General features: G+C 60.5%; 16 protein-coding genes. 13 read left to right on the top strand and 3 right to left on the bottom strand.

The window, feature by feature from the left end; translation table 11 throughout:
* Positions 1–17: 17 nt before the first annotated feature.
* Entirely contained in the window at positions 18–1,361 is a 1,344-nt protein-coding gene (locus ACZ5WW_RS11110) for an NPCBM/NEW2 domain-containing protein (RefSeq protein ID WP_464694243.1), read from the bottom strand.
* Between ACZ5WW_RS11110 and ACZ5WW_RS11105 the strand changes: the two genes are divergently transcribed.
* The 11 genes from ACZ5WW_RS11105 to ACZ5WW_RS11055 all read left to right on the top strand — a co-directional run bounded on the left by ACZ5WW_RS11105 (position 1,362) and on the right by ACZ5WW_RS11055 (position 18,775).
* Positions 1,362–3,566, top strand: coding sequence for a DUF1553 domain-containing protein (locus ACZ5WW_RS11105; RefSeq protein WP_377164180.1), 2,205 nt, complete (start codon positions 1,362–1,364; stop codon positions 3,564–3,566).
* A gap of 3 nt (positions 3,567–3,569) precedes the next feature.
* Positions 3,570–5,780, top strand: a complete 2,211-nt coding sequence (locus tag ACZ5WW_RS11100) for a PPC domain-containing protein (protein ID WP_377164182.1) — start codon at positions 3,570–3,572, stop codon at positions 5,778–5,780.
* Complete coding sequence (locus tag ACZ5WW_RS11095; protein WP_377164184.1) at positions 5,780–8,068, top strand: c-type cytochrome domain-containing protein; 2,289 nt, start codon at positions 5,780–5,782, stop codon at positions 8,066–8,068. The genes ACZ5WW_RS11100 and ACZ5WW_RS11095 overlap by 1 nt, the downstream gene beginning before the upstream one ends.
* A gap of 50 nt (positions 8,069–8,118) precedes the next feature.
* Positions 8,119–9,543: a DUF1501 domain-containing protein gene (locus ACZ5WW_RS11090; RefSeq protein WP_377164186.1), complete on the top strand. Its 1,425-nt coding sequence runs from the start codon at positions 8,119–8,121 to the stop codon at positions 9,541–9,543.
* Positions 9,544–9,666: 123 nt separating this feature from the next.
* Positions 9,667–11,025, top strand: a complete 1,359-nt coding sequence (locus ACZ5WW_RS11085; RefSeq protein ID WP_377164188.1) for a DUF1501 domain-containing protein — start codon at positions 9,667–9,669, stop codon at positions 11,023–11,025.
* A 33-nt stretch (positions 11,026–11,058) separates the two neighbouring features.
* A complete protein-coding gene (locus ACZ5WW_RS11080; protein WP_377164190.1) occupies positions 11,059–12,432 on the top strand; it encodes a hypothetical protein in 1,374 nt (457 codons plus the stop codon).
* A 13-nt stretch (positions 12,433–12,445) separates the two neighbouring features.
* On the top strand, positions 12,446–12,838 hold the full coding sequence (locus ACZ5WW_RS11075; RefSeq protein WP_377164192.1) for a RidA family protein: 393 nt from the start codon (positions 12,446–12,448) through the stop codon (positions 12,836–12,838).
* A 7-nt stretch (positions 12,839–12,845) separates the two neighbouring features.
* The gene (locus tag ACZ5WW_RS11070) at positions 12,846–13,691 is read left to right on the top strand and encodes a M15 family metallopeptidase (protein WP_377164194.1); all 846 of its coding nucleotides are present in this window, start codon (positions 12,846–12,848) and stop codon (positions 13,689–13,691) included.
* Between the two features lie 4 nt (positions 13,692–13,695).
* Positions 13,696–16,158 carry a PVC-type heme-binding CxxCH protein gene (locus tag ACZ5WW_RS11065; RefSeq protein WP_377164196.1) on the top strand — a complete coding sequence of 821 codons (2,463 nt, stop codon included), beginning with the start codon at positions 13,696–13,698 and terminating at the stop codon, positions 16,156–16,158.
* A 3-nt stretch (positions 16,159–16,161) separates the two neighbouring features.
* Positions 16,162–17,346 (top strand): FG-GAP repeat domain-containing protein, encoded by a 1,185-nt coding sequence (locus ACZ5WW_RS11060; protein WP_377164198.1) that lies wholly within the window; start codon positions 16,162–16,164, stop codon positions 17,344–17,346.
* 16 nt (positions 17,347–17,362) lie between these two features.
* The gene (locus ACZ5WW_RS11055; RefSeq protein WP_377164200.1) at positions 17,363–18,775 is read left to right on the top strand and encodes a neutral/alkaline non-lysosomal ceramidase N-terminal domain-containing protein; all 1,413 of its coding nucleotides are present in this window, start codon (positions 17,363–17,365) and stop codon (positions 18,773–18,775) included.
* Between the two features lie 7 nt (positions 18,776–18,782).
* Here ACZ5WW_RS11055 and ACZ5WW_RS11050 read toward each other — a convergent pair whose 3' ends face one another.
* Positions 18,783–20,225, bottom strand: a complete 1,443-nt coding sequence (locus ACZ5WW_RS11050; RefSeq protein ID WP_377164202.1) for a sensor histidine kinase — start codon at positions 20,223–20,225, stop codon at positions 18,783–18,785.
* A gap of 6 nt (positions 20,226–20,231) precedes the next feature.
* Positions 20,232–20,942 carry a response regulator transcription factor gene (locus ACZ5WW_RS11045; protein WP_377164204.1) on the bottom strand — a complete coding sequence of 237 codons (711 nt, stop codon included), beginning with the start codon at positions 20,940–20,942 and terminating at the stop codon, positions 20,232–20,234.
* A 375-nt stretch (positions 20,943–21,317) separates the two neighbouring features.
* Here ACZ5WW_RS11045 and ACZ5WW_RS11040 point away from each other — a divergent pair, with 375 nt between their 5' ends.
* Together ACZ5WW_RS11040 and ACZ5WW_RS11035 are read left to right on the top strand one after the other, a co-directional pair.
* Positions 21,318–22,142: a lipopolysaccharide kinase InaA family protein gene (locus ACZ5WW_RS11040; RefSeq protein WP_377164206.1), complete on the top strand. Its 825-nt coding sequence runs from the start codon at positions 21,318–21,320 to the stop codon at positions 22,140–22,142.
* A gap of 32 nt (positions 22,143–22,174) precedes the next feature.
* On the top strand, positions 22,175–23,140 hold the full coding sequence (locus tag ACZ5WW_RS11035) for a VWA domain-containing protein (RefSeq protein WP_377164208.1): 966 nt from the start codon (positions 22,175–22,177) through the stop codon (positions 23,138–23,140).
* Position 23,141 lies beyond the last annotated feature (1 nt).

The following is a 23,141-nucleotide window of genomic DNA, read 5'->3' as shown; positions in this document are numbered from 1 at the left end:
AAAAGCAACGTCCCACATCAATTCTTCACCAGCGTCGGCTCCGCCCAGATCGCATAATTGCTCTTCGCATCCAGCCCCCGTGAGGTCAGCGCAAGCTGAAGCTCCCTCACCCCCGCGACATCACATTCCAGCAACTTCGCCGGATCAGTCCCATTCAGAATCACCGTCGTCAGCACCTTGCCATCCCCGCTGACCGTGAATTCAACTCGCCCTTTCGCTCCAAGTTCCGGATGCAATCCCGCCAGCACCGTGAAGCGCGCATAAACATCTTTCGGCAGCAAAAACGTCAGCGGCTTCCCCATGCCCGCGCTGATCCCGTTTTTGAACTCCTGATTGCTGGATCCGACACAAAGTTTGAGCGGAATCTCCTTGGTTCCACCTTCCAAAATCACCCCGCTCCTCGGATGCCCCCAGTTCGGCGAGCTGAAAAACTGTTGTTGCGGATAGTAGCAACTCGCCGCCTCCAGAGGAAAGAAGCCGCCAATCTGCACCCGCTTAAGCAGTTCCTGCTCCTCAGCTGCAAACTTCTGCATCCCAAGGCACATCATGGTATAAACCGCATCCGCCACCACCTGCGCGTCCATCGTTGCGGCTCGCTTCTGATGCTTCACCACGTCTTCCTTGTCCTCCTTGTACAGCGCCTGCATGATCGGAACCGTGGTGCTGCGTGCATTGAGTATCTCATCATGCACCCGGTGCATGAGCCTCCATGCAGCTTCATTCACCGTGTTGCCAAGAAGTGCAGGTTTGTAGCCCTCGATGCTCACCTTGAAATCCCCGTTTTCAATCGGTCCGTGCATCAGCTGGCCTTTCATTGCCTCCGTGGGGGGCAGGAACTGCTGCAGCAGAGTAAACATGTTGTCTCCCGGCACCGTGTGCGAAGGGCTGCCATAATCTTCAATCTGGTGACATACCGTGCCGATGTAACGCGCTGCATCGCCAAGCTTCCCGCTGCGCAAAGATGCAACAGCCTGCTCCATGAAGTATCGCATCACCTCAAGGTACTCCGGCTGCTGAGTCGGCAGGTGCAGGATCTTCAAATACACCTCGTTCGGCACTGACTCCATCTGGGCATACTTGGCATTTTCCTTGTCCGAAAATACATGGTCCGGGATCATGCAGTACTTGTCGCCAAGCTGCTTCAATTCACCACCCAGCACCTCCTTTTGCCAAGCAGGCAGCACCTCTAGGGCCGCACGTGTGATGGCATGGTGAGGCTCTCCCCAGCCCAGGACAAGGGAGGGTGTGGAAAGCGCAAGAAAGGTGGAAAAGGCAAGATGTCTCATTGTGCTGGAAATTAGTACTAAAGTCACCCGGTGCGAAAAAGAGGGGACGTAAGCCGTAGGTTTAAAGTGATACAAATGAAAGCCTTTCTGAAAGCATGGATTTTAGTGCTGCTCGCCGGTTCGGGTCTGGCGGCGGAATCGTCGCGTCCGCTGAGCTTTGTGAACGACATCCAGCCCATCCTTACCAAGGCGGGCTGCAATGCCGGTGTGTGCCATGCCAAGGCAATCACAGGCCAGCGCGGCTTCCGTCTCAGTGTGCTTGGTTTTGAACCTGAGGAAGACTACGAGGCCATCGTGAAGCAGGGCAAAGGGCGGCGCGTGTTTCCGCCGGCCCCGGAAGAAAGCCTGCTCATCACCAAAGGTGCGGCCATCGTGCCGCACACTGGCGGCAAAAAACTGGAGCCAGGTTCCGAAGACTACAAGACCCTCGTGCGCTGGATCGCAGAGGGCATGAACTATGCGCAGAAAGACGAGGCAAAGCTTAGCAGCATCTCCGTGGAACCTGCGCGCATCACGATGAAGGTCAAAACCACGCAGCAGCTGAAGGTGACCGCACGCTACTCCGATGGCAGCAACCGCGATGTGACCCGGCTGGCGCTCTTCGAGGCCAATGACCGCGCCATGGCGGAGGCTGGAGAGCAGGGGCTGGTGAAGACACTGGACATTCCCGGCAATGTGGCGGTGATGGTTCGCTTCGGCGGCCGTGTTTCCGTCTGCAGCGTCTCGATTCCCCTGGGGGCTCCGGTTGAGTCGCTTCCGCCGGTTAAAAATTTCATCGACCAGCATGTGTTTGCCAATCTGAAGCAGATCGGCGTGCCGCCCTCGCCCATCTGTGATGACTCAACCTTCCTTCGCCGTGTCTCTCTCGACATCGGCGGCCGGCTGCCCACCTCGGAGGAGACAAAGGCTTTCCTCGCCAGTCGTGAGCCGGACAAGCGTGACCGCGCCATCGAGGCGCTGCTCAACAGCCCTGACTACGCGGACTACTTCGCCAACAAGTGGACTGCGCTGCTCAAAAACACACGTTCAGAAGCCGCGGACATCACCTCGAACTTCGCCTTCCATGCCTGGATGCGCGACAGTTTGCTGGCGAACACCAAGTACGATCAGATCGTGCGCCAGATCCTCGCTTCGACAGGCACGATTGTTTCGAATCCCCCCGTTGCATGGTACAAGCGCGTGAAGGAGCCAACGACTCAGCTGGAAGACGTTGCACAGCTTTTCCTTGGTGTGCGCATGCAGTGCGCGCAATGCCATCATCATCCCTTTGAGCGCTGGACGCAGGCGGAGTATTATCACCTCGCGGCGTTCTTCAGCCAGATCGGCCGCAAGCCGACCGCCATCGCGGGTGAAGACCTTATTTTTCACAAGCGCGGTGTCGCGCAGACGGAGCACCGCAAAACCCGTGTGATGCTGAAACCCGCCGGCCTGGGAGAGCCTGAGCTCAGCATCGCCCCCGATGATGATCCGCGTCTTGCGCTGGTGGACTGGATGAGCAAGAAGGACAATCCGTTCTTCGCCAAGTCGCTGGTGAACCGCTACTGGAAGCATTTCTTCAAGCGCGGCCTCGTCGAGCCCGAGGACGACCTGCGCGACACCAACCCGCCCACGAATCCCGATCTCTTCGACGCGCTGGCGAAAAGCTTCGTAGACAGCGGCTACGATCTGAAAGCTCTCGTGCGTACGATTGCGCAAAGCCACACCTACCAGCTCAGCTCCACGCCGAACCAGCACAATGCCATCGACCGGCAGGCCTTTTCTCATTACTACCCAAAACGCATGACGGCCGAGGTTATGCTCGACAGCATCGACATGGTCACCGGCTCCAAGACTGACTTTGCGGATCTGCCCGCCGGCACACGCGCCATTTCGCTGCCTGACAACAGCTACAACCGGGCCGCGCCCTTCCTAAAGGTCTTCGGCCGTCCTGAAGGCGCCAGTGTCTGCGAGTGTGAGCGTGTGCAATCCGCCAGCCTGGCCCAGAGCCTGCACCTCATGAATGCCTCGGATGTGAAGGCAAAGCTGACTGCGAGCGGCGGGCGTGCTGAATCTCTGAGCAAGGCCGAAATGCCCGAGCCCAAGCGCATTCGCGAGCTCTATCTGGCCGCTTTTTCCCGTGAACCCACTGCCGATGAAGTGCGGATCAGCGAAAATTATGTCGCCAGGCCGCGCAATGATGCGGCAGGCAAACCGCTCGATTCCCAGCGTGCGAAACGCAACGGCTATGAAGACCTGCTCTGGGCGCTGCTGAACACGAAGGAGTTTTTGTACAACCATTGATCTATGTCCGCGAAATCCACACTCACACTAGCCGTCTGCACACTGCTTGCCGCCTCGGCCTTCGCTCAGCAGGTTACGCTGCCGCTGCCTCGCCTGCTCACCGTCATGCCGATGGGCGGCCGGGCGGGAACGAACGTGGAGGTCACCATCACTGGTGAGAACACGGAGAATGTCAGCGCGCTGCTGTTTTCGACGCCGAAGATCACGGCGCAGCCGGTCGCGGGCGCTGAAAACAAGTTTACGGTCAGCATCGCGGCGGATGCACCGGTCGGGGTTTACGATGCCCGGGTGATGTCGCGGCTCGGTGTGTCTTCGGCACGTGCCTTTTCGGTGAACAAGCTGCCGGAGGTGACACGCACCAAGTCAAACAACACTGTGGAGACAGCGATGGTTCTGCCTGTGGGCACGATCTGCAATGCCACGATGACAAAGCGGTCGGTGGATTTTTATGCGTTCAAGGGGGTTAAGGGGAAGCGTGTGGCAGTGGACTGCGCGGCGGCGGGCATCGACTCGCGGCTGACGCCGGTGCTGATCCTGGCAGATGCCAAAGGCGGTGACCTGAAGGTCAACCGCACGGGTGGGGTGATCGATTTCACGCCACCTGCCGACGGGACCTACCTCATCAAGGTGAGCGATCTCACGTATCAAGGCGGTGAAAGGCTTTTCTACCGGCTCGCGCTTCAGGAAGTGCCGGGCACAGGACCTGCGCCCCGGCAGCCGCAAACACAGACTGTGAGCGCCATGTCATGGCCGCCAGCGGGTCTGGCTGCAAATGCCAAGGCGAATGAAACAGAGCCGAACAACAAGCCGGCTGAAGCGCAGAAAATCACTTTGCCGTGTGACATTGCCGGCTCGTTCTTCCCCGCTGCGGATGTGGATTCCTATGAATTCACGGCCAAAAAAGGCGAGGTCTGGTGGGTGGAGGTGGCCTCGGAACGGCTGGGCCTGAACACCGACCCCTTTGTGCTGGTGCAGCAGGTGAAGAAAGACGGAGGCAAAGAGACGCTGACCGATGTGGCGGAGCTGTATGACATCGCACCACCGATGAAGGTGACCAGCAATGGCTATTCGTACGACGGCCCACCTTATGACGCCGGCTCCCCCGATGTGAACGGCAAGTTTGAGGTCAAGGAAGACGGCACCTACCGGCTGCAGGTGCGCGATCTTTTTGGCGGAACGCGGAGCGATGCCAACAATGTCTATCGCCTCATTGTGCGCCAGGCCGCCCCTGATTTCTCCCTTGCCGCCTGGGCTGTGCACATGACGCTTCGCAACGGAGACCGCGCTGCGCTGTCCAAGCCGATGGCGCTGCGTGCAGGCGAGACGCGTGCTTTTGAGGTCGTGGTGCAACGCCGTGACGGCTTTGATGGTGAGATTGAAATCACCATGGAAAATCTGCCGCCCGGAGTGAGCGCGGCCGGGCTCAAGATCGCCAAAGGCAAGCCTTACGGTCACCTGATTCTGACCGCCGCAGGCGATGCCAAAAGCGGATTCTCCCTGGCGACCATCACCGGCAAAGCGATGGTGAACGGCACTGCTGTGACGCGCCCCGTGCGTCTGGCGAGCATGGAATGGCCGGTGAAGGATGCGAAGGGGGAGATTCCCTCGCCACGCCTGATGGCCGACATTCCCGTTTCTGTGAGCGATTCTGAGCAGGCACCTCTGACGATTGCCGCGGTGGAGAACAAGGTCTTTGAAGCCAAGGCTGGCGAGACGCTGAAAATTCCGCTTAAACTCACGTGGCGCAATGAGTTCAACGGCAGCTCGATCAAGGTAAAAGCCTACGGGGATGGGTTCAGCGCCATCAAGGAATTCGACATTCCGATCAAAGCAGCCACACACGAGGCTGTGATTGACCTGGCGGCGCTCAAGATCGCACCAGGAGACTACACGTTTGCCTTCCAGAGCCTGGGCATCTGCAAATACCGCTACAATCCCGCCGCCGTGCCGCTGGCCGAGGCCGAGCAAAAGAAAGCGGAGCAGCTCGCCACCGCAGCGGCTGCCGAGGCCAAAAAAATCGCCGCCACCGATGCGGAGGCTGCGAAAAAAGCGGCTGAAAAGCAAAAGCAGGCGGAAGCAGCCATGGCGGCAGCATCCAGCCGCATGAAAGCCGTCACCACGGCGGCCTCTCCCACAGACACCGTGGAGATTCTTATTTCAGAGCCAATCCGGGTTTCGGTGAAAAGCGCCGCAGCCACCACCGCCAGCAAGTGATGAAGCCACAATCCGTCTTTGCCTTTGTTTGCCTTTCGACGGCCGCCATGGCGGCCGACCTCGATTACTACCGCGACGTCTACCCTTTTCTGAAGGCGAACTGCATTTCTTGTCACAACAAGACAACGACAAAGGCAGACCTGAACATGGAGACGCCGGAACTGATGATCAAAGGGGGCGAAAGCGGACCGGCGATCATCCCGGGAAACGGTGCGGAGAGCTTGATCGTGACGGCGTCGCTGCATCAAAAAGACATGGAGATGCCACCGCCGAACAACAAATCCGGTGCGGTGAACCTCATCCCTGAACAGATTGCCACTCTGAAGCAGTGGATTGACCAGGGGGCCAAGGGGTCGGTGATGGTGGAGCGTGCGGTGGTACTCCAGGCCTTCTCAGCCAGCATCGATCCGATCTACAGCGTGGCGATGACCAAGGACGGGCGTTATGTGGCCTGCGGGCGCTCCAACCACATCTATGTCTATGACATGGCGACGCGGCAGTTTGTTGCGCAGATCAGCGACCCTGGCGAAAAGAATGGTGCAGCGCACCGCGCGCTGGTGCAGTCGCTGGCTTTCAGTCCGGACGGTACGCGGCTCGCGAGCGGCAGCTTCCGTGAGGTGAAGATCTGGAAGCTGGCGGAAGGCAAGCCGACGGCCGGAGCTGCGAATGCTTCTTCAGCGCCTGCGAGCGCCGATTTGCTCAAAAAGATCGCAACCACGGGCAAAGTGACCGTGCTGAGCAGCGCGATGTCAGCCGATGGCAAGCAGGTTGCCACAGGCTGTGATGACGGTTCGGTGCGTGTCTGGGACGCGGTGACGGCCAAGCCGGTCATTGAATTGAGAGGCAGCGTGGCAACGGCGAAAAAAATGGCGGAACTCGAGTGGACCATCGCGGCGCAGGCCCTGGAGCAGGCTTTTCAAAAGAGCGAGATCGCCCGCGTCGAAGCACAGGACAAGGCGCTGGATGTGCTGCTGGGCAAAGCCAAAGACGCGATCGTGGCGATGAACAAGGTGCTGCCGGAAAAACAGAAAGCAGTGCCGCCGACAACGGCAGCCAAGGAGACCGCGCAAAAGGCCGTCGATGAAGCTGCGGCAAAAGCCAAAGAGGTGGCGGCAGGCGGCAAGCCGGATGCGGCGCTGGAGAAGCAGCTCAAGGATGCACAGGACAAGCTGATCACCGCCAAAATGACGGAGGTTTCAGCGCTCGCGGCTGTTTCTGCAGCCGAAAGCAATGTGAAGGACGCCGAGGACGACATGAAGCGCATCACCGACTCGAAAGCGGCCAATGCGAAAGCTGCGGCTGCTGCGAATGCGGCCATCGCGACCGCCAAAGCGTTGCAGGAGAAGGCTGAGGCGGATCTGGCTGCGGCGAAGCTGGCCGCCAGCAAGGCCGGGGCCAAGCCCATGGCAGTTTCCTTCTCCGCAGACGGGGGGCGGGTGGCTTCGCTGTTCGATGATGGCAGGCTGCGCGTGTGGGGAACCGCCAGCGGCATGCCGATCGAAGAAAGCACAGGAGCTGCCGCCACGAAGACTACGATTGCCTCAGCGCCTGACGGCTCCTTTGTGGCGACCAAGGCCGTTTCCCAGACGGCGGGAAGCTCGCCGCGGTGGGTGCTGGAGCGCAAGATCGACCAAAAGGGGCTTTTTGCGGACCGGGTGAATGCTGTGCGTTTCAGCCCGGATGGCAAAACCCTTGCGACAGGGGGAGGGGAGCTTTCACGCAGCGGTGAAATCGTCTTCTTTGACGTGGCCACCGGAAAGGCCACGCAGACATGGAAGGAAAAGCATGCTGACACCGTGCTCTGCCTGGATTACTCCCCGGACGGCAAGCGACTTGCGACCGGCGGTGCAGACAAAATCGCGCGTGTCACAGACATAGCCACCAGCAAGCAGGTGAACCTCTTTGAAGGCCACACGCACCACGTCATGGGGGTCGCGTTCCGCAGTGACGGGCGTGTGCTTGCCACGGCAGGAGCGGACGGCACGGTGGTGACGTGGGACATGATCATCGGAGAGCGGAAGCGAAAGATCGAGGGCTGGACCAAGGAGGTGACGTCGTTGCAGTTCATCGGCGCGACGAATCAAATCGTCACGTCCGCCGGTGACAACCGCATCCGCATCGTGACAGATGACGGCACCGAAGTCCGCGCCATGGCCAACCTGCCGGACTACATGCAGGCTGCGGTCAGCGCACCCAATGGCAGCGCTGTCATCGGTGGCGGCGAAGACAGCGTCCTGCGAGTGTGGGACGGAACCGGGAAAGAGCTCATCGCGTTTGGGGCGAAGTAGCTCGCTCAACGGGATGGGAGACCGCTTTTCGTGAACCGTGAATTTTCCTCATGTCCACCCTCATGCAGCTCTCTACTCCCGTCCGCTGTGCAGGCCCCATGGCGCGCCGCAGCTTCATGCAGTTTGGCCTGTCTGGAATGGCGACACTGAGCTGGCCTGGGCTGCTGAAGCTGCGTGCGGAGAACGCCGCAAGGCCGAAAGGTGAGAGGAAGTCCATCATCATGGTCTGGCTGCCGGGCGGGCAGTCGCACATCGACACCTACGATCCAAAGCCGGAGGCCAGCAGCGAGTACCGTGGGCCGTTTAAGACGATCAGCACCAAGGTGCCGGGCACCATCTTCACGGAGCTGATGCCTTTGCAGGCGAAAATTGCGGACAAGTTCACGGTGCTGCGCTCGATGAATCAAACGGCGGGTGGGCATCCGGCGGGGACGCTGCAAATGCTCTCGGGAGATCCTGACACGCGTGACAAGCCGGCCCCGCGTCTGCCGGACTGGATGTCCGTGGCGCACTACCTGCGGTCGCAGGAACCGCAGCAGCTGCGGGAGATGCCGAACTACGTCAGCGTCAATCCGATCAATGCATCCTACTGCGGGCCGGCCTATCTGGGGGCATCGTATGCGCCGTTTGCGGTGAGCGAGGACCCGAACCGGCCGCGGTTTGAGGTGCCTAACATCTGCCTGCCGGATGAGGCGGAAACGCGCCGGCTCAGCGACCGAGTCGCGCTGCGGCGCAGTCTTGACAAGATGGAGCGTGCGTTTGACCGAGAGGGAGAGCTCCATGCGCTGGATCAGTTTGAGGCCCAGGCAATGTCCCTGCTGACGAGCGCCCAGACGCGAGATGCTTTTGATCTGAGCAAGGAAGATGCCCGGACGAGGGACCGCTACGGGCGCAACCGCTGGGGGCAGCAGCTGCTGCTGGCACGGCGACTGGTGGAGGCGGGGGTGGAGATCATCACCAGCAGCCTGCACGGGCCTCTATGCGGGCGCACGCAGGTGTGGGACGACCATGCGGTGGACCATCACATCTTTGAGGCGCTGAGATTCCGCATGGGAAACTATGACCAGGCGGTGTCTGCGCTGATCGAAGACATCTATGCACGGGGGCTGGACAAACGTGTGCTGGTGGTCGTCACGGGCGAGTTTGGCCGCACGCCGAAGATCACATTTGACCGCAGCACGGGGGCGGGAGATGCCAGCGGACCTGCGGGCACGCTGCAACCGGGCCGAGACCACTGGCCGCGGGCCTTTTCCAACATCTGGGCCGGTGGGGGCATCCAGACAGGGGCGGTGATCGGTGCCACGGACAAGCGGGGTGAGGATGTCACCGAGCGGCCGTGCAGTGCGGGGGATTTTCTTGCGACGATCTATCACCATCTGGGCATTGATGCCTCCAAGGTCACCATCAACGACTTTAACGGTCGTCCGACTCCCATTGTCGATCATGGCCGCCCGATCCCAGAACTGATCGCATGATTTCTGCCGTAGCATTGCACGATAAACACAAGCACCACCGAGCGTAGGTTTTTACACATGTCATCCATTATTCAGCCTCCTTCCCTTGTTCGTTGCGCCGGTCCATTGTCGCGGCGTGGATTCATGCAGTTTGGCCTGTCTGGAATGGCGACACTGAGCTGGCCGGGGCTGTTGAAGCTGCGTGCGGAGAACGCCGCGAAGCCGAAAGGTGAGAGGAAGTCCATCATCATGGTCTGGCTGCCGGGCGGGCAGTCGCACATCGACACCTACGATCCAAAGCCGGAGGCCAGCAGCGAGTACCGTGGGCCGTTCAAGACGATTAGCACCAAGGTGCCGGGCACGCATTTCACCGAAATGCTGCCGATGAACGCCAAGATCGCGGACAAGTTCACGATCGTGCGCTCCATGTACCAGTCTGCGGGCGGGCATCCGGCAGGGACGATGCAGATGTTTTCAGGCGACAGTGACACACGCGACAAGCCCAAGCCGCGCCTTCCTGACTGGATGTCTGTGGCGCATTACCTGAGAGCCAAGGAGGGTGGGCGCAGCAACCCGCTGCCAAACTACATCGGGGTGCCTGCGGCATCTCCTGAGTATTCGAGCCCCGCCTACCTTGGGGATGCCTATGCGCCATTCGCCGTGAGCGATGATCCCAACCGTCCGAACTTCCAGGTGCCGAACATCGGGCTGGCGGACGAAGCTGAAAACCGCCGCCTGAGTGACCGGATAGCGCTGCGCAAGAGCCTGGACAAGCTGGAGCGTGCGTTTGACCGTGAAGGGGAGCTGGGTGCGCTGGATGAATTTGAAGCGCAGGCGGCCACGCTGCTGACGAATCCGAAAACGCGTGACGCGTTTGATCTGAGCAAAGAGGATGCCGCCATCCGCGACCGCTACGGGCGCAACCGCTGGGGGCAGCAGCTGCTGCTGGCCAGGCGGCTGGTGGAGGCGGGGGTGGAGATCGTCACCAGCAGTCTCAGCGGCCCTCTGTGCGGGCGGGTGAACAACTGGGACGACCATGCGGTGAACCAGCACCAGTTTGAAGCGCTGCGTTTCCGCATGCCGACCTATGACCGGGCCGTGTCCGCGCTCATCGAGGACATTTATGCGAGGGGGCTGGACAAACGTGTGCTGGTGGTCGTCACGGGCGAGTTTGGCCGCACGCCGAAGATCAGCTTTGACCGCAGCACGGGGGCGGGAGATGCCAGCGGGCCCACGGGCACGCTGCAGCCAGGACGTGACCACTGGCCACGCGCCTTTACAAACGTCTGGGCCGGAGGCGGCATTCAGACGGGCGGGGTCATCGGCGCCAGCGACAAGCGGGGTGAGGACGTGGTCGAGCGCCCCTGCAATGCGAGCGACTTCCTGGCGACGATCTACCATCATCTGGGCATCGATTACTCCAAGGTGACGATCGATGACCTTAACGGGCGTCCGACGCATATTGTAGAAAACGGCAGGCCCATTGCGGAGCTGATCTCGTGATGACTCTGAGCGTCTGAGAGCGTACAGAGTGACATGTATTTCCGCCCGGCACTTCTTCTTGGCTTTTGCTGCATTCTTTCCAGTGCGAAAGCACAGGAGGCCGTGGACGGGCGGTTTGCCGTCATCTCCAATCTCAAGGCTGGTGCGGCCAAGGTGGACATCACGCCGCCGGATGCGGCGGCTACCAAGATCGTGGGGCATGTGCGCCAGGTGAGCGGTGTGCGTGATCCGCTGCGTGCCGGGGTTTTGATTCTGGACGATGGCGAAACGAAGGCCGCGATTGTGACCCTGGATACCATTGGCGCGTGGGATGACATGGTGAAGGATGCGCGTGCGCGGATCGAGGCAGAGGCTGGAGTCCCTGCTGCGAACATCCTTGTCTCGGCCTCCCACAACCACTCCGGGCCTGGATACATCGAAAACATGCGGTGGGCGGCTGATTTGATCAACAAGCTGGGGGCTGCGGCCAAGGAGGCTGCCGCCAGCATGAGGACGGTGAGCGTTGGCTATGCAGAAGACCGCATCAGCTTTGGCATCAACCGCCGCAAAACGTACGATGGCCGTGCGGTTGTGAGCCTGAATCCCGATGGTCCCAACGACCCGCGTGTGAAGGTGCTGCGGTTTGATGACGGCAGCACGCTGACGCCGCTGGCGGTCATCATGCATGCGGTGTGTCATCCGTGCTTTTTCACCTGGGGCGACAAGGGCTCCCAGCCGTACCCCAGGGGCTACCCCAAAATGAGCGCGGACTTTCCGGGTGAGGCGCAGACCTTTGTGGAGATGTGCTACGGGCAGAAGACCAGCGCGCTCTTCATGCAGGGCTGTGCCGGGGACATTCGGCCGAATCTTCCGGGGTATCCCTACCGCTGTGCAGACGAGGCGGACATCCAGTGGGCGGGGCGTGATCTCGGAGGCGCGGTGGCGCGTGCGGCGGCCTTTGGCGTGACACGTGAGCAGCTGCGCAAGCGCGAAACTTTTTACCCGATCCGCGTGGCCAGCGAGGTGGTGGAGCTTCCTGGAAAAGAGCAGCCCATCCGTGCCGAGCTGATGGCGATGAAGATCGGCCCCTTTCTTCTGCTCACCATGCCGGGAGAGCCGATGGTGGAGTATGGTTTCAAGCTGGAGCAGGCCATCGCGAACCGGGCCACGCCGATCGTCGTCGGCTATGCGAATGGAAACATCGGCTACATTGCCACGGCTGAGGCGCACAAGGTGGGAGGGTATGAGCCCAACCTTTCCAAGCTCCAACCGGAGGCGGAGGTGATTCTTCTCAAGAAGCTGGGCGCGCTGGCTGACCGTGTCGTCGGGGATGTGTTTGAGAGTTTTTCGAAGCACCCCAGGGACATGCAAAAGCGCGAAGCCGAGGAAAAGGCCCGCCTGCAGTCCGTGCCAGTGGCGAAACCCTGATCACTATATTTTCATGACTCATCCCCTCGTCTCGTATCCGCAACTGCCTGACACGCCCACATCACATCTGCCCTTCAGCCCCTGTGTGGTGGTGGGAGATCTGATCTTTGTTTCAGGCCAGGCATCTGTGGACCAATCGGGGAACATCATCAGCGACACGTTTGAAGGGGAGTTCCGCCGGAGCATTGAAAATGTGCGCAAGGTGCTGGAGGCCGCGGGCAGTGATCTGGCCCATGTGGTGCAGACGCGGAACTACGTGCGAGATGCCGAGGACGTGCCGCTGTACAACCAGCTCTACCGCGAATATTTCCCGCAGCCTTCGCCTGCGCGGACCACGATCACCAACTGCCTGCCGCCATCCCTGCGCTATGAGGTGGAAGCCGTTGCTGTGCGCAAACCCAACTGAAACGACCATGAGCAACGACGAAGCGGCACGCCGCGCCTACTGGGCGGAGCAAATGGAGAAGGGCTACGAGATCGTGCAGAAGCTCATCACCTTTCCAGTGAATGAATGTGGCGAGCGTTTTGCGTCGATCCCTGATGCGGCTGCTGATGCCAAGGTGGAGATGCTGTTTTCCACCAGCAAGATCGCGGGGGATCTGGACCGTGTCTATTTCCTGCGTGAGAGCCTGGTGCGCGATGTCATCACCATCGGGCGTGAGATGAACGAGCGTGGCTGGATTCTGAAGATCGAGGACGGCTTTCGTTCGCTGGACATGCAGCGGCAGCTGGTGCGCAAGCCATCGGTGTTTGACGCGGTGCTGAAGAAATGCATCTGGGAGCTCGGTGGGGAGATTCCGAGCACTGAGATGATGTTCCGGCGCGCCATCGTGCTGACGGCCAACATGCCCAAGATCGGTGCGCACATGTCGGGCTCGGCCATCGATATTTCGGTTTTCCGCCGGGACGACGGCACCGAGGTCTGGCGTGGCTACCCCTATCTTGAAATGAGCGAGTGTACGCCGATGCGCTCGCCCTTCGTCGCGCCCGAGCATGTGGCCACAAGGCTTGAGATTGCGGCGATGATGGAAAAGCACGGCTTCATCCATTTTCCGTTCGAGTTCTGGCACTTCGACAAAGACGACGCCGGCATGCACATCCTCACGGGCAACCCGGCACCCTGCCGGTTCGGACCGGTGAACTGGGATCCGCGTACCAACGAAGTGACGCCTGTGCCTGACCCGCTCGCTTTGCTCAATCCGCTCCCAGTTATTGAAAAAGAAATCGCAGCGGCCCTGGAGCGGGCTCGCAATGCCTAATCCCATGAAACCACTCCATTTCCTTTTTTTGCTGCCAGCCATGGCTGCGCTGGGCGCCACACCGACCAAAGCGCCGGTCGTTCCTGACCAGCTGCCGCCGCAGCTCGAAACGCTGCAGCCGGGAGTGAAGATCACACTCATCGCGGAGCATCCGGATCTGGTCACGCCGACGGGGATAGCGGTGGACAGAAACGGAAACATTTATTCCATCTCCTGCCACACGCATTTCCGCCCGGATGATTATGACGGTCCGGTGCACGACGAGGTGGTGGTCTTTGATGCGAATGGCAAAAACCGGCGGGTGTTTTACAACAAGACGGATGCGACCATGCATGTGGAGATCGGGCCGGATGGCTGGATCTACCTCTCTGAGCGCGACCGTGTGCTGCGTGTGAAGGACACCAACGGCGACGGGGTGGGGGATGTGGAGGAAAACGTGGCGACGCTGGACACTGTGTCCGACTACCCGCACAACGGGCTCAGCGGCATGTGCTGGCATCCGGATGGCGGTCTGGTCCTCTCTTTGGGGGAAAATTTTGGCAAGGACTGGACGCTCACCGGCAAGGATGGCAGCAAGGTCAGCGGACGTGGCGAAGGCGGCGTATTTCGCTGCACGGCGGACGGTTCCAAGCTGCGGCGCATTGCGCTCGGCTTCTGGAATCCCTTTGGCCTGCTGGTGCGCAAGGATGGTGAGATCTTCGCCGCAGAGAATGATCCCGGCAGCCGTCCGCCCTGCCGTCTGCTGAATGTGGTGGAAGGCGCGGACTATGGTTTCCAGTGGGTGTATGGCAGCGCGCCGGTTCATCCTTTTGTGGGCATGAATGGCGAGCTGCGCGGCACCATCGGCATGGTGCATCCGTGCGGTGAAGGACCATGCGACATCTTGGAGCTCGGTGGCGGCGTGCTGATTCCCTCCTGGAGTGATCACAGCGTCGACTATTACCCGCTCACACGCAAAGGTGCGGGCTATACCTCCCAGCGCATCCCGCTGCTCAAAGGCGGTGACTTCTTCCGCCCGACCTGCATGGCCGTGGGTCCGGATGGGGCGTATTATTTGAACGACTGGGTGTTCAGCTCCTATCCCATCCACAAACGGGGACGTCTTTGGAAAGTGGAGATCGATACTGCCAAGGCCTCGTGGATCAAAGCCAAGGCTGATCCGCTCAACGAGCAGGCACAGCTGGCGAATGATCTGCGCACCGGCAAAGCCAAGATGGATGCCAAGGCGCTGCTGGAGCTGGCGAAGGGCAAGGATGCGTATCTGGCCGATGCGGCATTGACGGCGCTGTCGCGCGAGAAATGGACGGTGGAGGCGATGAAGAAGCTGGAGCCAGCGGATCGTGTGTGGGTGCTGGTGGCCCTGCGCCGGGTGGATCTGAAGGAAGACCAGTGGGTGAAGGCTTTCATGAACGACGCTGATCCTGAAATGCGCTTTGAGTGCCTGCGCTGGATCGCGGATGCCGTGATGACTCAGTTTTCGCCGCAGGTGGAGGCAATGCTTTCGGATGCCAGTCTCGATTATCATCTCTTTGAGGCGGTCCTTGCAGCCTGGAACACGCTGCGCGGTGAACCGGGTGCTGGCGTGACGAATCCGGAGGTGCTCGTGGAACGCATCACCAACGCCAAGACACCGGCGCGACTCAAGGGATATGCGCTGCGCCTCGCCCCGGCGACGCACAAGGCCATCACGGTGCCGCTGCTGAAGGAGCTCTTTGCGGTGGGTGACCCAGTGCTGTCGCTGGAGGTCGTACGAACGCTGGCAGCCCGGAATGCGGATGATGCGCGTGCCGTGCTGGCGGAGATCGCGGCGGATGAGGGACAGAAAGAGGAGGTGCGGGCAGATGCCGTCGCCGGGCTCGCCAGTTCCATGAAGCCAGCTGAACAGGAGCTGCTGGCGAAGCTGGCCAACGGCAGCGAAGGGGCTTTGCGCCAAGAGGCACGTCGTGCGCTTCGCTATACCGACAAGGACAAGTGGTTCGCGATGAATGCGAACAGGCCTGCATTCAATGACACTGCCGCTTGGCTGAAGCTGCTGGATGCGCTGCCCGGCAAGGCAGATGCAGAAGCGGGCCGGCGTATTTTCTTCCACGCCAAGGTGGGACTCTGCGCCACATGCCACCGCCACAGCGGGCGTGGCAACGTGGTGGGGCCGGATCTGAGCCTGGTCTCGCAGCAGGGGGATCGTGCGGCCATTCTGAGCTCGATTCTTGAACCCAGTCGTGAAGTGGCGCCTCAGTATCACCCTTCGCAGGTCAAGCTGAAGGACGGCACCGAGTTTGTGGGCATCATGCTGCGCTCATCCAACACGGAGGTCTTTCGTGACATCACTGGTAAGGAGCGTGTCTTCCCCCAGACGGACATTGTGAAGCGCATCGAGATCGACTCATCGCTCATGCCCGCCGGGCTGGTGGTGTCGCTGACGGATGAGGAATTGCGAGATTTGCTGGCCTTCCTGACCGTTAGGTAGGGCATGCGCTCTGTCATAATCCTGATTGGTCTGTTTCATGCGGCTGTCTTGATGGCCGATGACACTGTGGTCTCTGCGCCCGGAGCTCCGTGGATTCGTCATACCATCGACAATACTTCCCGAGGCGCTGATGGTGTGAAGCTCGGAGATCTGAACAAGGATGGTCTGCCGGACATTGTCACAGGCTGGGAGGAGGGAGGTGTGGTGCGGGCCTATCTCAACCCGGGGCCGGTCCGGGCTCGCGGTTTGTGGCCGCATATCACCGTTGGGGAGGTGAAAAATGTGGAGGAAGCCATCTTTGCCGATCTGGATGGAGATGGTCGGCTGGAGGTCATCAGCGGAACGGAGGGGAAAACCTGTACGCTCTACTGGCACAGGCCGGCAGGCGGCTCATGGAGCACGCAGGCGTTCCCAGCCGCAAGGCAGGCTCAGATGTGGATGCAGGCGGCGGCACTTGATCTTGATGGACGAAGCGGACCAGACCTGTTGGTGGCATCGAAAAACAAAGAGGCCGCCATAAGCTGGCTGCAGTCGCCCGAGCAGGTGACTGACCTGGCAGCATGGTCGCTGCACAAAATGCGAGATGCTGGCTGGATCATGTCGCTTCTACCGCATGACATGGATGGAGATGGCGATGCGGATGTCGTATTCACTGACCGCAAAGGGGACCGCTCCGGTGTCTTCTGGCTGGAAAACCCTGGCGCCATGGCGAATCGAGCGCATGGGGCGTGGAAGGAGCATGCCATCGGCGGACTGGGAAAGCAGGTGATGTTTGCAGACCTTGGAGATGTGAACGGTGATGGTTTCGTGGATGTCGCAGTAGCGATGAAATCCGTGGAGATTTTACTCTGCCTGCGCTTTGGTGACGGATGGCAGGAGCGGGTGATAAAACTGGATGATGCCAATCTGGGCGATGCGAAGGCAGTCAAAATCGCCGACGTGAATGGTGACAAAACTCCTGACCTACTCTTCACGTGTGAAAATGCCAAGGGGGAGCGAGAAGGCATCGTGTGGCTGGAGCAGAGGCTGAACGGCCCGTGGAAGCAGCACACGCTCGGTGGGCCGGAAGGCCTGAAATATGATCTCATGCAGACGCTGGACCTCGATGGAGACGGGGATCTCGATGTGATCACCTGCGAAGAGCGCGACCAGCTCGGCGTCATTTGGTATGAAAACCCACACAAGTAAGACGTATTGGTGAGCCATGAAATCTGTCGTTTTTGCCCTGCTGCTCATTGCACCCGCCTTGTTTGCACAAAACAAAACGTTGCGTGCAGGGGCGGCGGCGGTGGACATTACGCCCACCGAGTTTCCCATGAACATGCCCGGGGGATTCAGCGCCAATCCTGCGACCAAGGCGCATGATCCGTTTCATGCGCGGGCGCTGGTGCTGGATGATGGCAAAACCACGCTGGCGATGGTGGTGGTGGATGTGCTGGGCGCAGGGCCGGATGTGCTGAATGAGGCCAAGGCCATCGCGGCGGCCAAGACAGGCATGGCGGTGGACAAGATGCTCATCAGCTCCACGCACACGCATAGCGGTCCTTCGGTGAATACGCGCAGCGAGCTGGCGGCCCGTTATTACAAACGCTTTGTCGAGGGCATTGCGGAGTCGATCATCAAGGCGCATGGTGCTTTGAGGCCTGCCTCTGTCGGTGCCGCAGCGCATCCGCTTCCGGATGAGGTTTTCAACCGGCGCTGGTATCTTAAACCTGGCAAGATGCCGCTCAATCCGTTTGGCCGCATGGACAAGGTGAAGATGAACCCGGGCACCGATCCGAACACGCTGGAACGCCCGGCAGGGCCGACGGATCCTGACATCACGATCATCTCAGTGCAGGATGCCAAAAGAAAGCCGCTGGCCGTGTATGCCAATTACTCGCTGCACTACGTGGGTGGTGCGCCGGCAGAAGAGATGTCAGCAGATTATTTTGGCGAGTTTGCCCGAGTCATGCCCTCACGTGTGCGTGGAGATGAAAACTTTGTCGCCATGATGTCCAACGGCACCTCGGGGGATATCAACAACATTCCGTTTGGCGTGACCCGCCCGCCGCGCGAGCCGTTCGAACAGATTCGCATCGTGGCGCAGAAGGCGGCGGACACGGCGTGGTTTGCCCAGCGGAAAATCGAAAAGCATCGCGGGGATGTGACGCTCGGCATGCTGCAGCGGGAGATCACGCTGAAGTATCGGCGCCCATCGGAGCAGGAAGTCGCGGAGGCGAAGGTGGTGCTGGCGGTGAAAGACAAGGAGGCGGTGGAAAAGCTGCCGCGTCTGGCGAAAAACTATGCCGGCAGTGTCGTCGCGGCGGCGGAGCGGAAAGAAGAAACGGTCACCGTGCAGCTGCAGGCCATCCGCATCGGGGATCTGATCGTGTGCGGCATTCCTTTCGAGACGTTTGTGGAGATCGGGCTCGATTTGAAAAAGCGCAGCCTGTTTCCGCAGACGATGGTGGTGGGACTGGCGAATGGCCGGCATGGTTATCTGCCAACGCCTGAGCAGCACAAGCTGGGCGGCTACGAGACGTGGCTGGGGACGAACCAGGTGCAGGAGGACACGAGTGTCATTCTCACCAACAACCTGCTGGAGATGATGGCGGAGCTGAAGAAGACCCCATGAGCGCAGCTCACTCCGCTGGAATGGAGATCGTGATTTCCAGACCGGTGGGCTCACGGAGCTGGGCGGTGACGGTGCCGCCGCAGGCGTGGATGCATCTTTGAGTGATGGCCAGGCCGAGGCCGCTGCCGCCAGTGGAGCGTCGGCGTGCGGCTTCAGGGCGGTAGAAGGGCTCAAACAGCCGGTGCAGGGTTTGGGGAGGAACGCCCGGGCCCTGATCTGAAACACGAATGACGATGTGCGCGCCCTCCCGCGCAGCGTTGACGCTGATCGGTCCGGCATCGGCGGCGTAGCGCACGGCATTGCGCAGCACGTTGCCGATGGCGCGGTCCAGTGCGTGGCGCAGGGAATGCAGGCGTAGGCCTTCGGGGATCGTGAGACGGACATCGGCTTCGGGTGCTTCCCGGGCGATGATGCTTTGAATCAGATCCTGGAGGTCGATCTCCTCGGCGTTTTCACGTTCGGGCAGAGTTTCGGCTTTGGAGAAAGCCAGCACCTCCTCCACCAGCCGGGCCATGTGCTGGAGCTCTGCGTCGAGCTTCTGCAAATATGCAGCCTGCTCAGGCGTGCCGCGCTGCTCCACCACACCCAGAGCCATCTGCATGCGTGCGATGGGGGAGCACAGCTCGTGCGCCACATCTGCCGTGATGCGCCGCTGCTGAGCCACGTATTCTCCGAGCTGTGCGGCCATTTTGTTGACCGAGGTGGAGAGCTCGCCCAGCTCGTCGCTGCGCGCAGAAGACACACGCTCTTTGAAGTCTCCTTCTGCGATGCGGCCCGCAGCGCGGTTGAGCCTGCCGATGAAGCCGGTGATGCCACGGACAAAGGGCATCCACACCAGCGCTGAAAGCAGCAGGGCCACAGCCGCCAGTCCCAGCCAGGGGCGCAGATCAAAGAACAAACCGCCGCCGTGGATGGTGCGGGACATCATGAGCAGTGTCAGCGGATGATTGTCGCTGGGCAGGGTGAGGTCGAGATGGATGCCTGCCCAGTAGCGTGCAGGCTCTCCAGCACGAAGCATGAAGCGGGGTTTCGGCGGTGCATCGGCGGGGCGTTTTCTGGGCGTGCCAGCCGGGGGCCTTCTAGGCGGCGGAGGCCGGTCATTAGGGCCGCGTTTGTCGATGAGCTTGGGCAGCACTTCCGACGGCACTTGAAGAGGCTGGCCCAGCATCTGCCTGCCACTGCTGTTGAAGAGAGCAAAGGTGACTCCGTATTGCTCGCCATGCTTGAGCAGCAGGTCCGGCCACTCCTGCTCAGGAAGCTGGGAGAGTTCATTGGTGATGGTGTCGCCAATCGCCGATACGCGCTCGCCCGCCTCGCCGGAGAGCATCCAGTCCAAGCTCATGCGAAACTGCATGCTAAGAAATCCGAAGAACAGCACGGCCAGAACCGCCAGGTTCACTCCGAACCAGAGCAGGATTTTCAGATATAGAGGCAGATGAACGCGTGGCATGCGGCTTTAGCGGTTCGGGGTCACCAACTGATAACCGAAGCCACGCACGGTCTTGATGAACTGAGGGTTCTTCGGGTCGTCCCCCAGTTTGCGGCGCAGGGTGGAGATGTGCATGTCGATGGCGCGGTCAAACACATCCCACTCACGATCCGCCACATCTTCGATGAGCTGCTCGCGAGTGCGCACGCGGCCGTGGGCTTTGGCGAGGGAGAGAAGAAGGCCAAACTCCGCAGGAGTGAGATCCAAGGGGGAGTCGCCGAGCACGACGGCGTGCGAGTCCGCATTGATGCGCAGCGGACCGACGACGATCTCCTTCATGGGGGCCTGAGGGGAGCTTTCAGCCACCCAGCCCGAGCGGCGCAGCACGGCGCGCAGACGGGCCAGCAGCTCACGGGAGGAAAAGGTTTTGGGCAGGTAGTCATCGGCGCCGAGTTCCAGGCCGACGATGCGGTCCACTTCCTCGCCGCGCCCGGTCAGCATCATGACGGGCACCTTCGACTTGGCGCGGATGCGTCGCAGCACCTCAAAGCCGTCGCAGCCGGGCATCATCACATCGAGGATGATCGCATTCCAAGGCTCGCTGGTGGCGCGTTCGGCTCCGCTGTCTCCCTCGTGCTCGCATTCGACCTCAAAGCCCATGGGCTTGAGATAATCCGCCACGAGCTGAGAGAGCTCGGTGTCGTCGTCGATTACGAGAATGCGGGTTGCCTGGGGCATGGGCAAGTATCATCAACAGCTCGTTACTGCGCCAGCTTCTTTACCATAAGCTGACAAAAGAACTCGGGGTTTGGAATGCTGTTTTGGAAATCAGTTGTTGCCGGGTATTGCGGACACGCCATGCTCGAAAGGCAAATCGATGAAGCGTGCGCCAATTCCATCCTACGTCAGATACGCGGACTTCCGTGTGATTTTATGCAGGGATGCCTGGTTCTGGAACTCTTTGGCCTGCCTCAAAGAAGGAGGTTGTTTCTCATGAACTGGGTGGCTCTGAACTGCCCGCAATGCTCCGCGCCCCTCCCACGTGTGGCCATCTGGAGAGCGGTCAAATGCACTTCCTGCGGTGCGCTGATCAACAGGACGGAATCGCTGGTGATGCGTGACTCTTTTCGCCAGGCACTGTTGCGGGCGCGCCAGGCCCAGGGGGCCGCAGGCGGCGATCTGCAATGCGCGGGTGAAAGCTATCATGTGATACAGAGCCTCGGAGGCAGTGAAACATCGCAGGTGTATCTCGCGCGCAGAATCAGCGGGCAGCCGTTTTTAGCGACCATCAAGCTTTCCGCAGCGAGCGCTGCCGCAGTCCGGTATGCACGTGAGGCTGAAGTACTGAAAGAACTGCAGTCTTTGCAGGAGGGGGCGGCGAGTGTGTATGCAGCGCAACGGCTGCCTGAAGTCATTGCCCAAGGTCCAGTGGTGGGGCACGACGGCAGGCAGGCTTTGGTGCTGCGTCATCCCATCGGCTACTGGGGAAGTCTTGCGGCATTGAGCGAGCGGTTTTCAAACGGCATCGATCCACGGCATGCGGTGTGGATCTGGCGGCGGATGCTGGATGTGCTTCATTTTGTTCATGCCCAGGGCTGGGCCCATGGAGACGTACGGCCTGAGCATGCCCTGGTGCATGCTCCGAACCACGGCGTGCTCATGATCGGCTGGGCATCGGCACAAAAGAACGCAAGCGCGCGGGCGCAGGCGGCGGATCTGCTGCGAAGCGCACGAGTGGTACGGGTACTGGTGTGCGGGGCCGCAGGCTCAGGCGGACTGCCTGCAGGCGTGCCTGCCGCTCTGGCCGATCTCCTGATGCGTGCCAGCGAAGACGAAACCTTTTGCCAGGAGAAGGGGGCGACTGGGTTGGATGGTCTGCTGCGAACCGCAGCGCAGGAAGCCTTTGGCCCGCCTTCTTTCCTGCCTCTGAATCTTTGATTTTCATTTCAAACAACCCAACATCAAACACCATGGGATACGGAAACTATTCATTCGCCGCCCACACCGCGCTGATTGCCGGACGTTCACACCAGGCACGTGCCGAGGTCTTCACACAGACGCAATGCCATGCCCTGATGAATCCCAAGGGGCTCAAGGTGCGCGAGTGCCGGGACAGCGCGGATCATCCCAATGCCCTAGGCATCATTTTTGCCCTGGATGTGACGGGCTCGATGGGAGACATCCCGCACCTGCTGGCCAAGCAGGAACTTCCGAACCTGATGAAACTGCTCAATGCCTGTGGCGAGAAAGATCCGCAGGTCATGTTTATGGCGGTGGGGGATGCGACTTCTGACCAGGCCTCGCTGCAGGTGGGGCAGTTTGAAAGCACGGCGGAGCTGATGGACCAGTGGCTGACCTGGAGCTACCTGGAGGGCGGCGGGGGTGGCAGCGGGCAGGAAAGCTATGAGCTGGCTTTTTACGTTGCGGCCCAGCACACGGACATGGACAACTGGGTGAAGCGAAAAAAGAAGGGGTATCTTTTCATGACGGGTGATGAGCTGCCCTACCCTGCAGTCTCCAGGCACCAGATCGAGGCGCTCATTGGCGAAAAGCTGGACGAGGATATTCCGATTGAAGAGGTGATCGCGGCTGCTGCTGAGAGCTATCATCTCTTTTTTCTGATTCCGGATGCAGGGCGTGCCAAGCGTTGCGGCGCTCGGTGGCGTCAGCTTCTCGGTGATCATGCCATCATCATGGAATCGCCGGCAGATGCCTGCTCGGTGGCGGCAGCGATTGTGGGACTGACGGAGGGGCGCATACCGAGCCTCGATGCGCTGGCGACGATTTTGTCCGACAATGGATTCAACCGCGAGCATGTGGGGTCAACACTCCGTGCCGTCCAGTCCTATGCCGCCCTGCTTAACCTTGTGCCTGCCTCCATCGCCAGTCCGGCTGCGGCGTCGGGAGATTCGTGGTGGAAGCGTTTGTTTGGATGAC

This window comes from Prosthecobacter fluviatilis, assembly GCF_055388355.1.
The sequence above is the reverse complement of the archived record's forward strand: the minus strand, read 5'-3'. Positions and strand labels throughout refer to the sequence as shown.

Bases quoted from the DNA above. Each gene is read 5' to 3' on its own strand.
- ACZ5WW_RS11050 (WP_377164202.1), bottom strand. From the start codon at position 20,225: ATGCCACGCGTTCATCTGCCTCTATATCTGAAAATCCTGCTCTGGTTC.
- ACZ5WW_RS11095 (WP_377164184.1), top strand. From the start codon at position 5,780: ATGAAGCCACAATCCGTCTTTGCCTTTGTTTGCCTTTCGACGGCCGCC.
- ACZ5WW_RS11065 (WP_377164196.1), top strand. From the start codon at position 13,696: ATGAAACCACTCCATTTCCTTTTTTTGCTGCCAGCCATGGCTGCGCTG.
- ACZ5WW_RS11055 (WP_377164200.1), top strand. From the start codon at position 17,363: ATGAAATCTGTCGTTTTTGCCCTGCTGCTCATTGCACCCGCCTTGTTT.
- ACZ5WW_RS11105 (WP_377164180.1), top strand. From the start codon at position 1,362: ATGAAAGCCTTTCTGAAAGCATGGATTTTAGTGCTGCTCGCCGGTTCG.
- ACZ5WW_RS11100 (WP_377164182.1), top strand. From the start codon at position 3,570: ATGTCCGCGAAATCCACACTCACACTAGCCGTCTGCACACTGCTTGCC.
- ACZ5WW_RS11075 (WP_377164192.1), top strand. From the start codon at position 12,446: ATGACTCATCCCCTCGTCTCGTATCCGCAACTGCCTGACACGCCCACA.
- ACZ5WW_RS11080 (WP_377164190.1), top strand. From the start codon at position 11,059: ATGTATTTCCGCCCGGCACTTCTTCTTGGCTTTTGCTGCATTCTTTCC.
- ACZ5WW_RS11035 (WP_377164208.1), top strand. From the start codon at position 22,175: ATGGGATACGGAAACTATTCATTCGCCGCCCACACCGCGCTGATTGCC.
- ACZ5WW_RS11045 (WP_377164204.1), bottom strand. From the start codon at position 20,942: ATGCCCCAGGCAACCCGCATTCTCGTAATCGACGACGACACCGAGCTC.
- ACZ5WW_RS11090 (WP_377164186.1), top strand. From the start codon at position 8,119: ATGTCCACCCTCATGCAGCTCTCTACTCCCGTCCGCTGTGCAGGCCCC.
- ACZ5WW_RS11060 (WP_377164198.1), top strand. From the start codon at position 16,162: ATGCGCTCTGTCATAATCCTGATTGGTCTGTTTCATGCGGCTGTCTTG.
- ACZ5WW_RS11070 (WP_377164194.1), top strand. From the start codon at position 12,846: ATGAGCAACGACGAAGCGGCACGCCGCGCCTACTGGGCGGAGCAAATG.
- ACZ5WW_RS11040 (WP_377164206.1), top strand. From the start codon at position 21,318: ATGCGTGACTCTTTTCGCCAGGCACTGTTGCGGGCGCGCCAGGCCCAG.
- ACZ5WW_RS11085 (WP_377164188.1), top strand. From the start codon at position 9,667: ATGCAGTTTGGCCTGTCTGGAATGGCGACACTGAGCTGGCCGGGGCTG.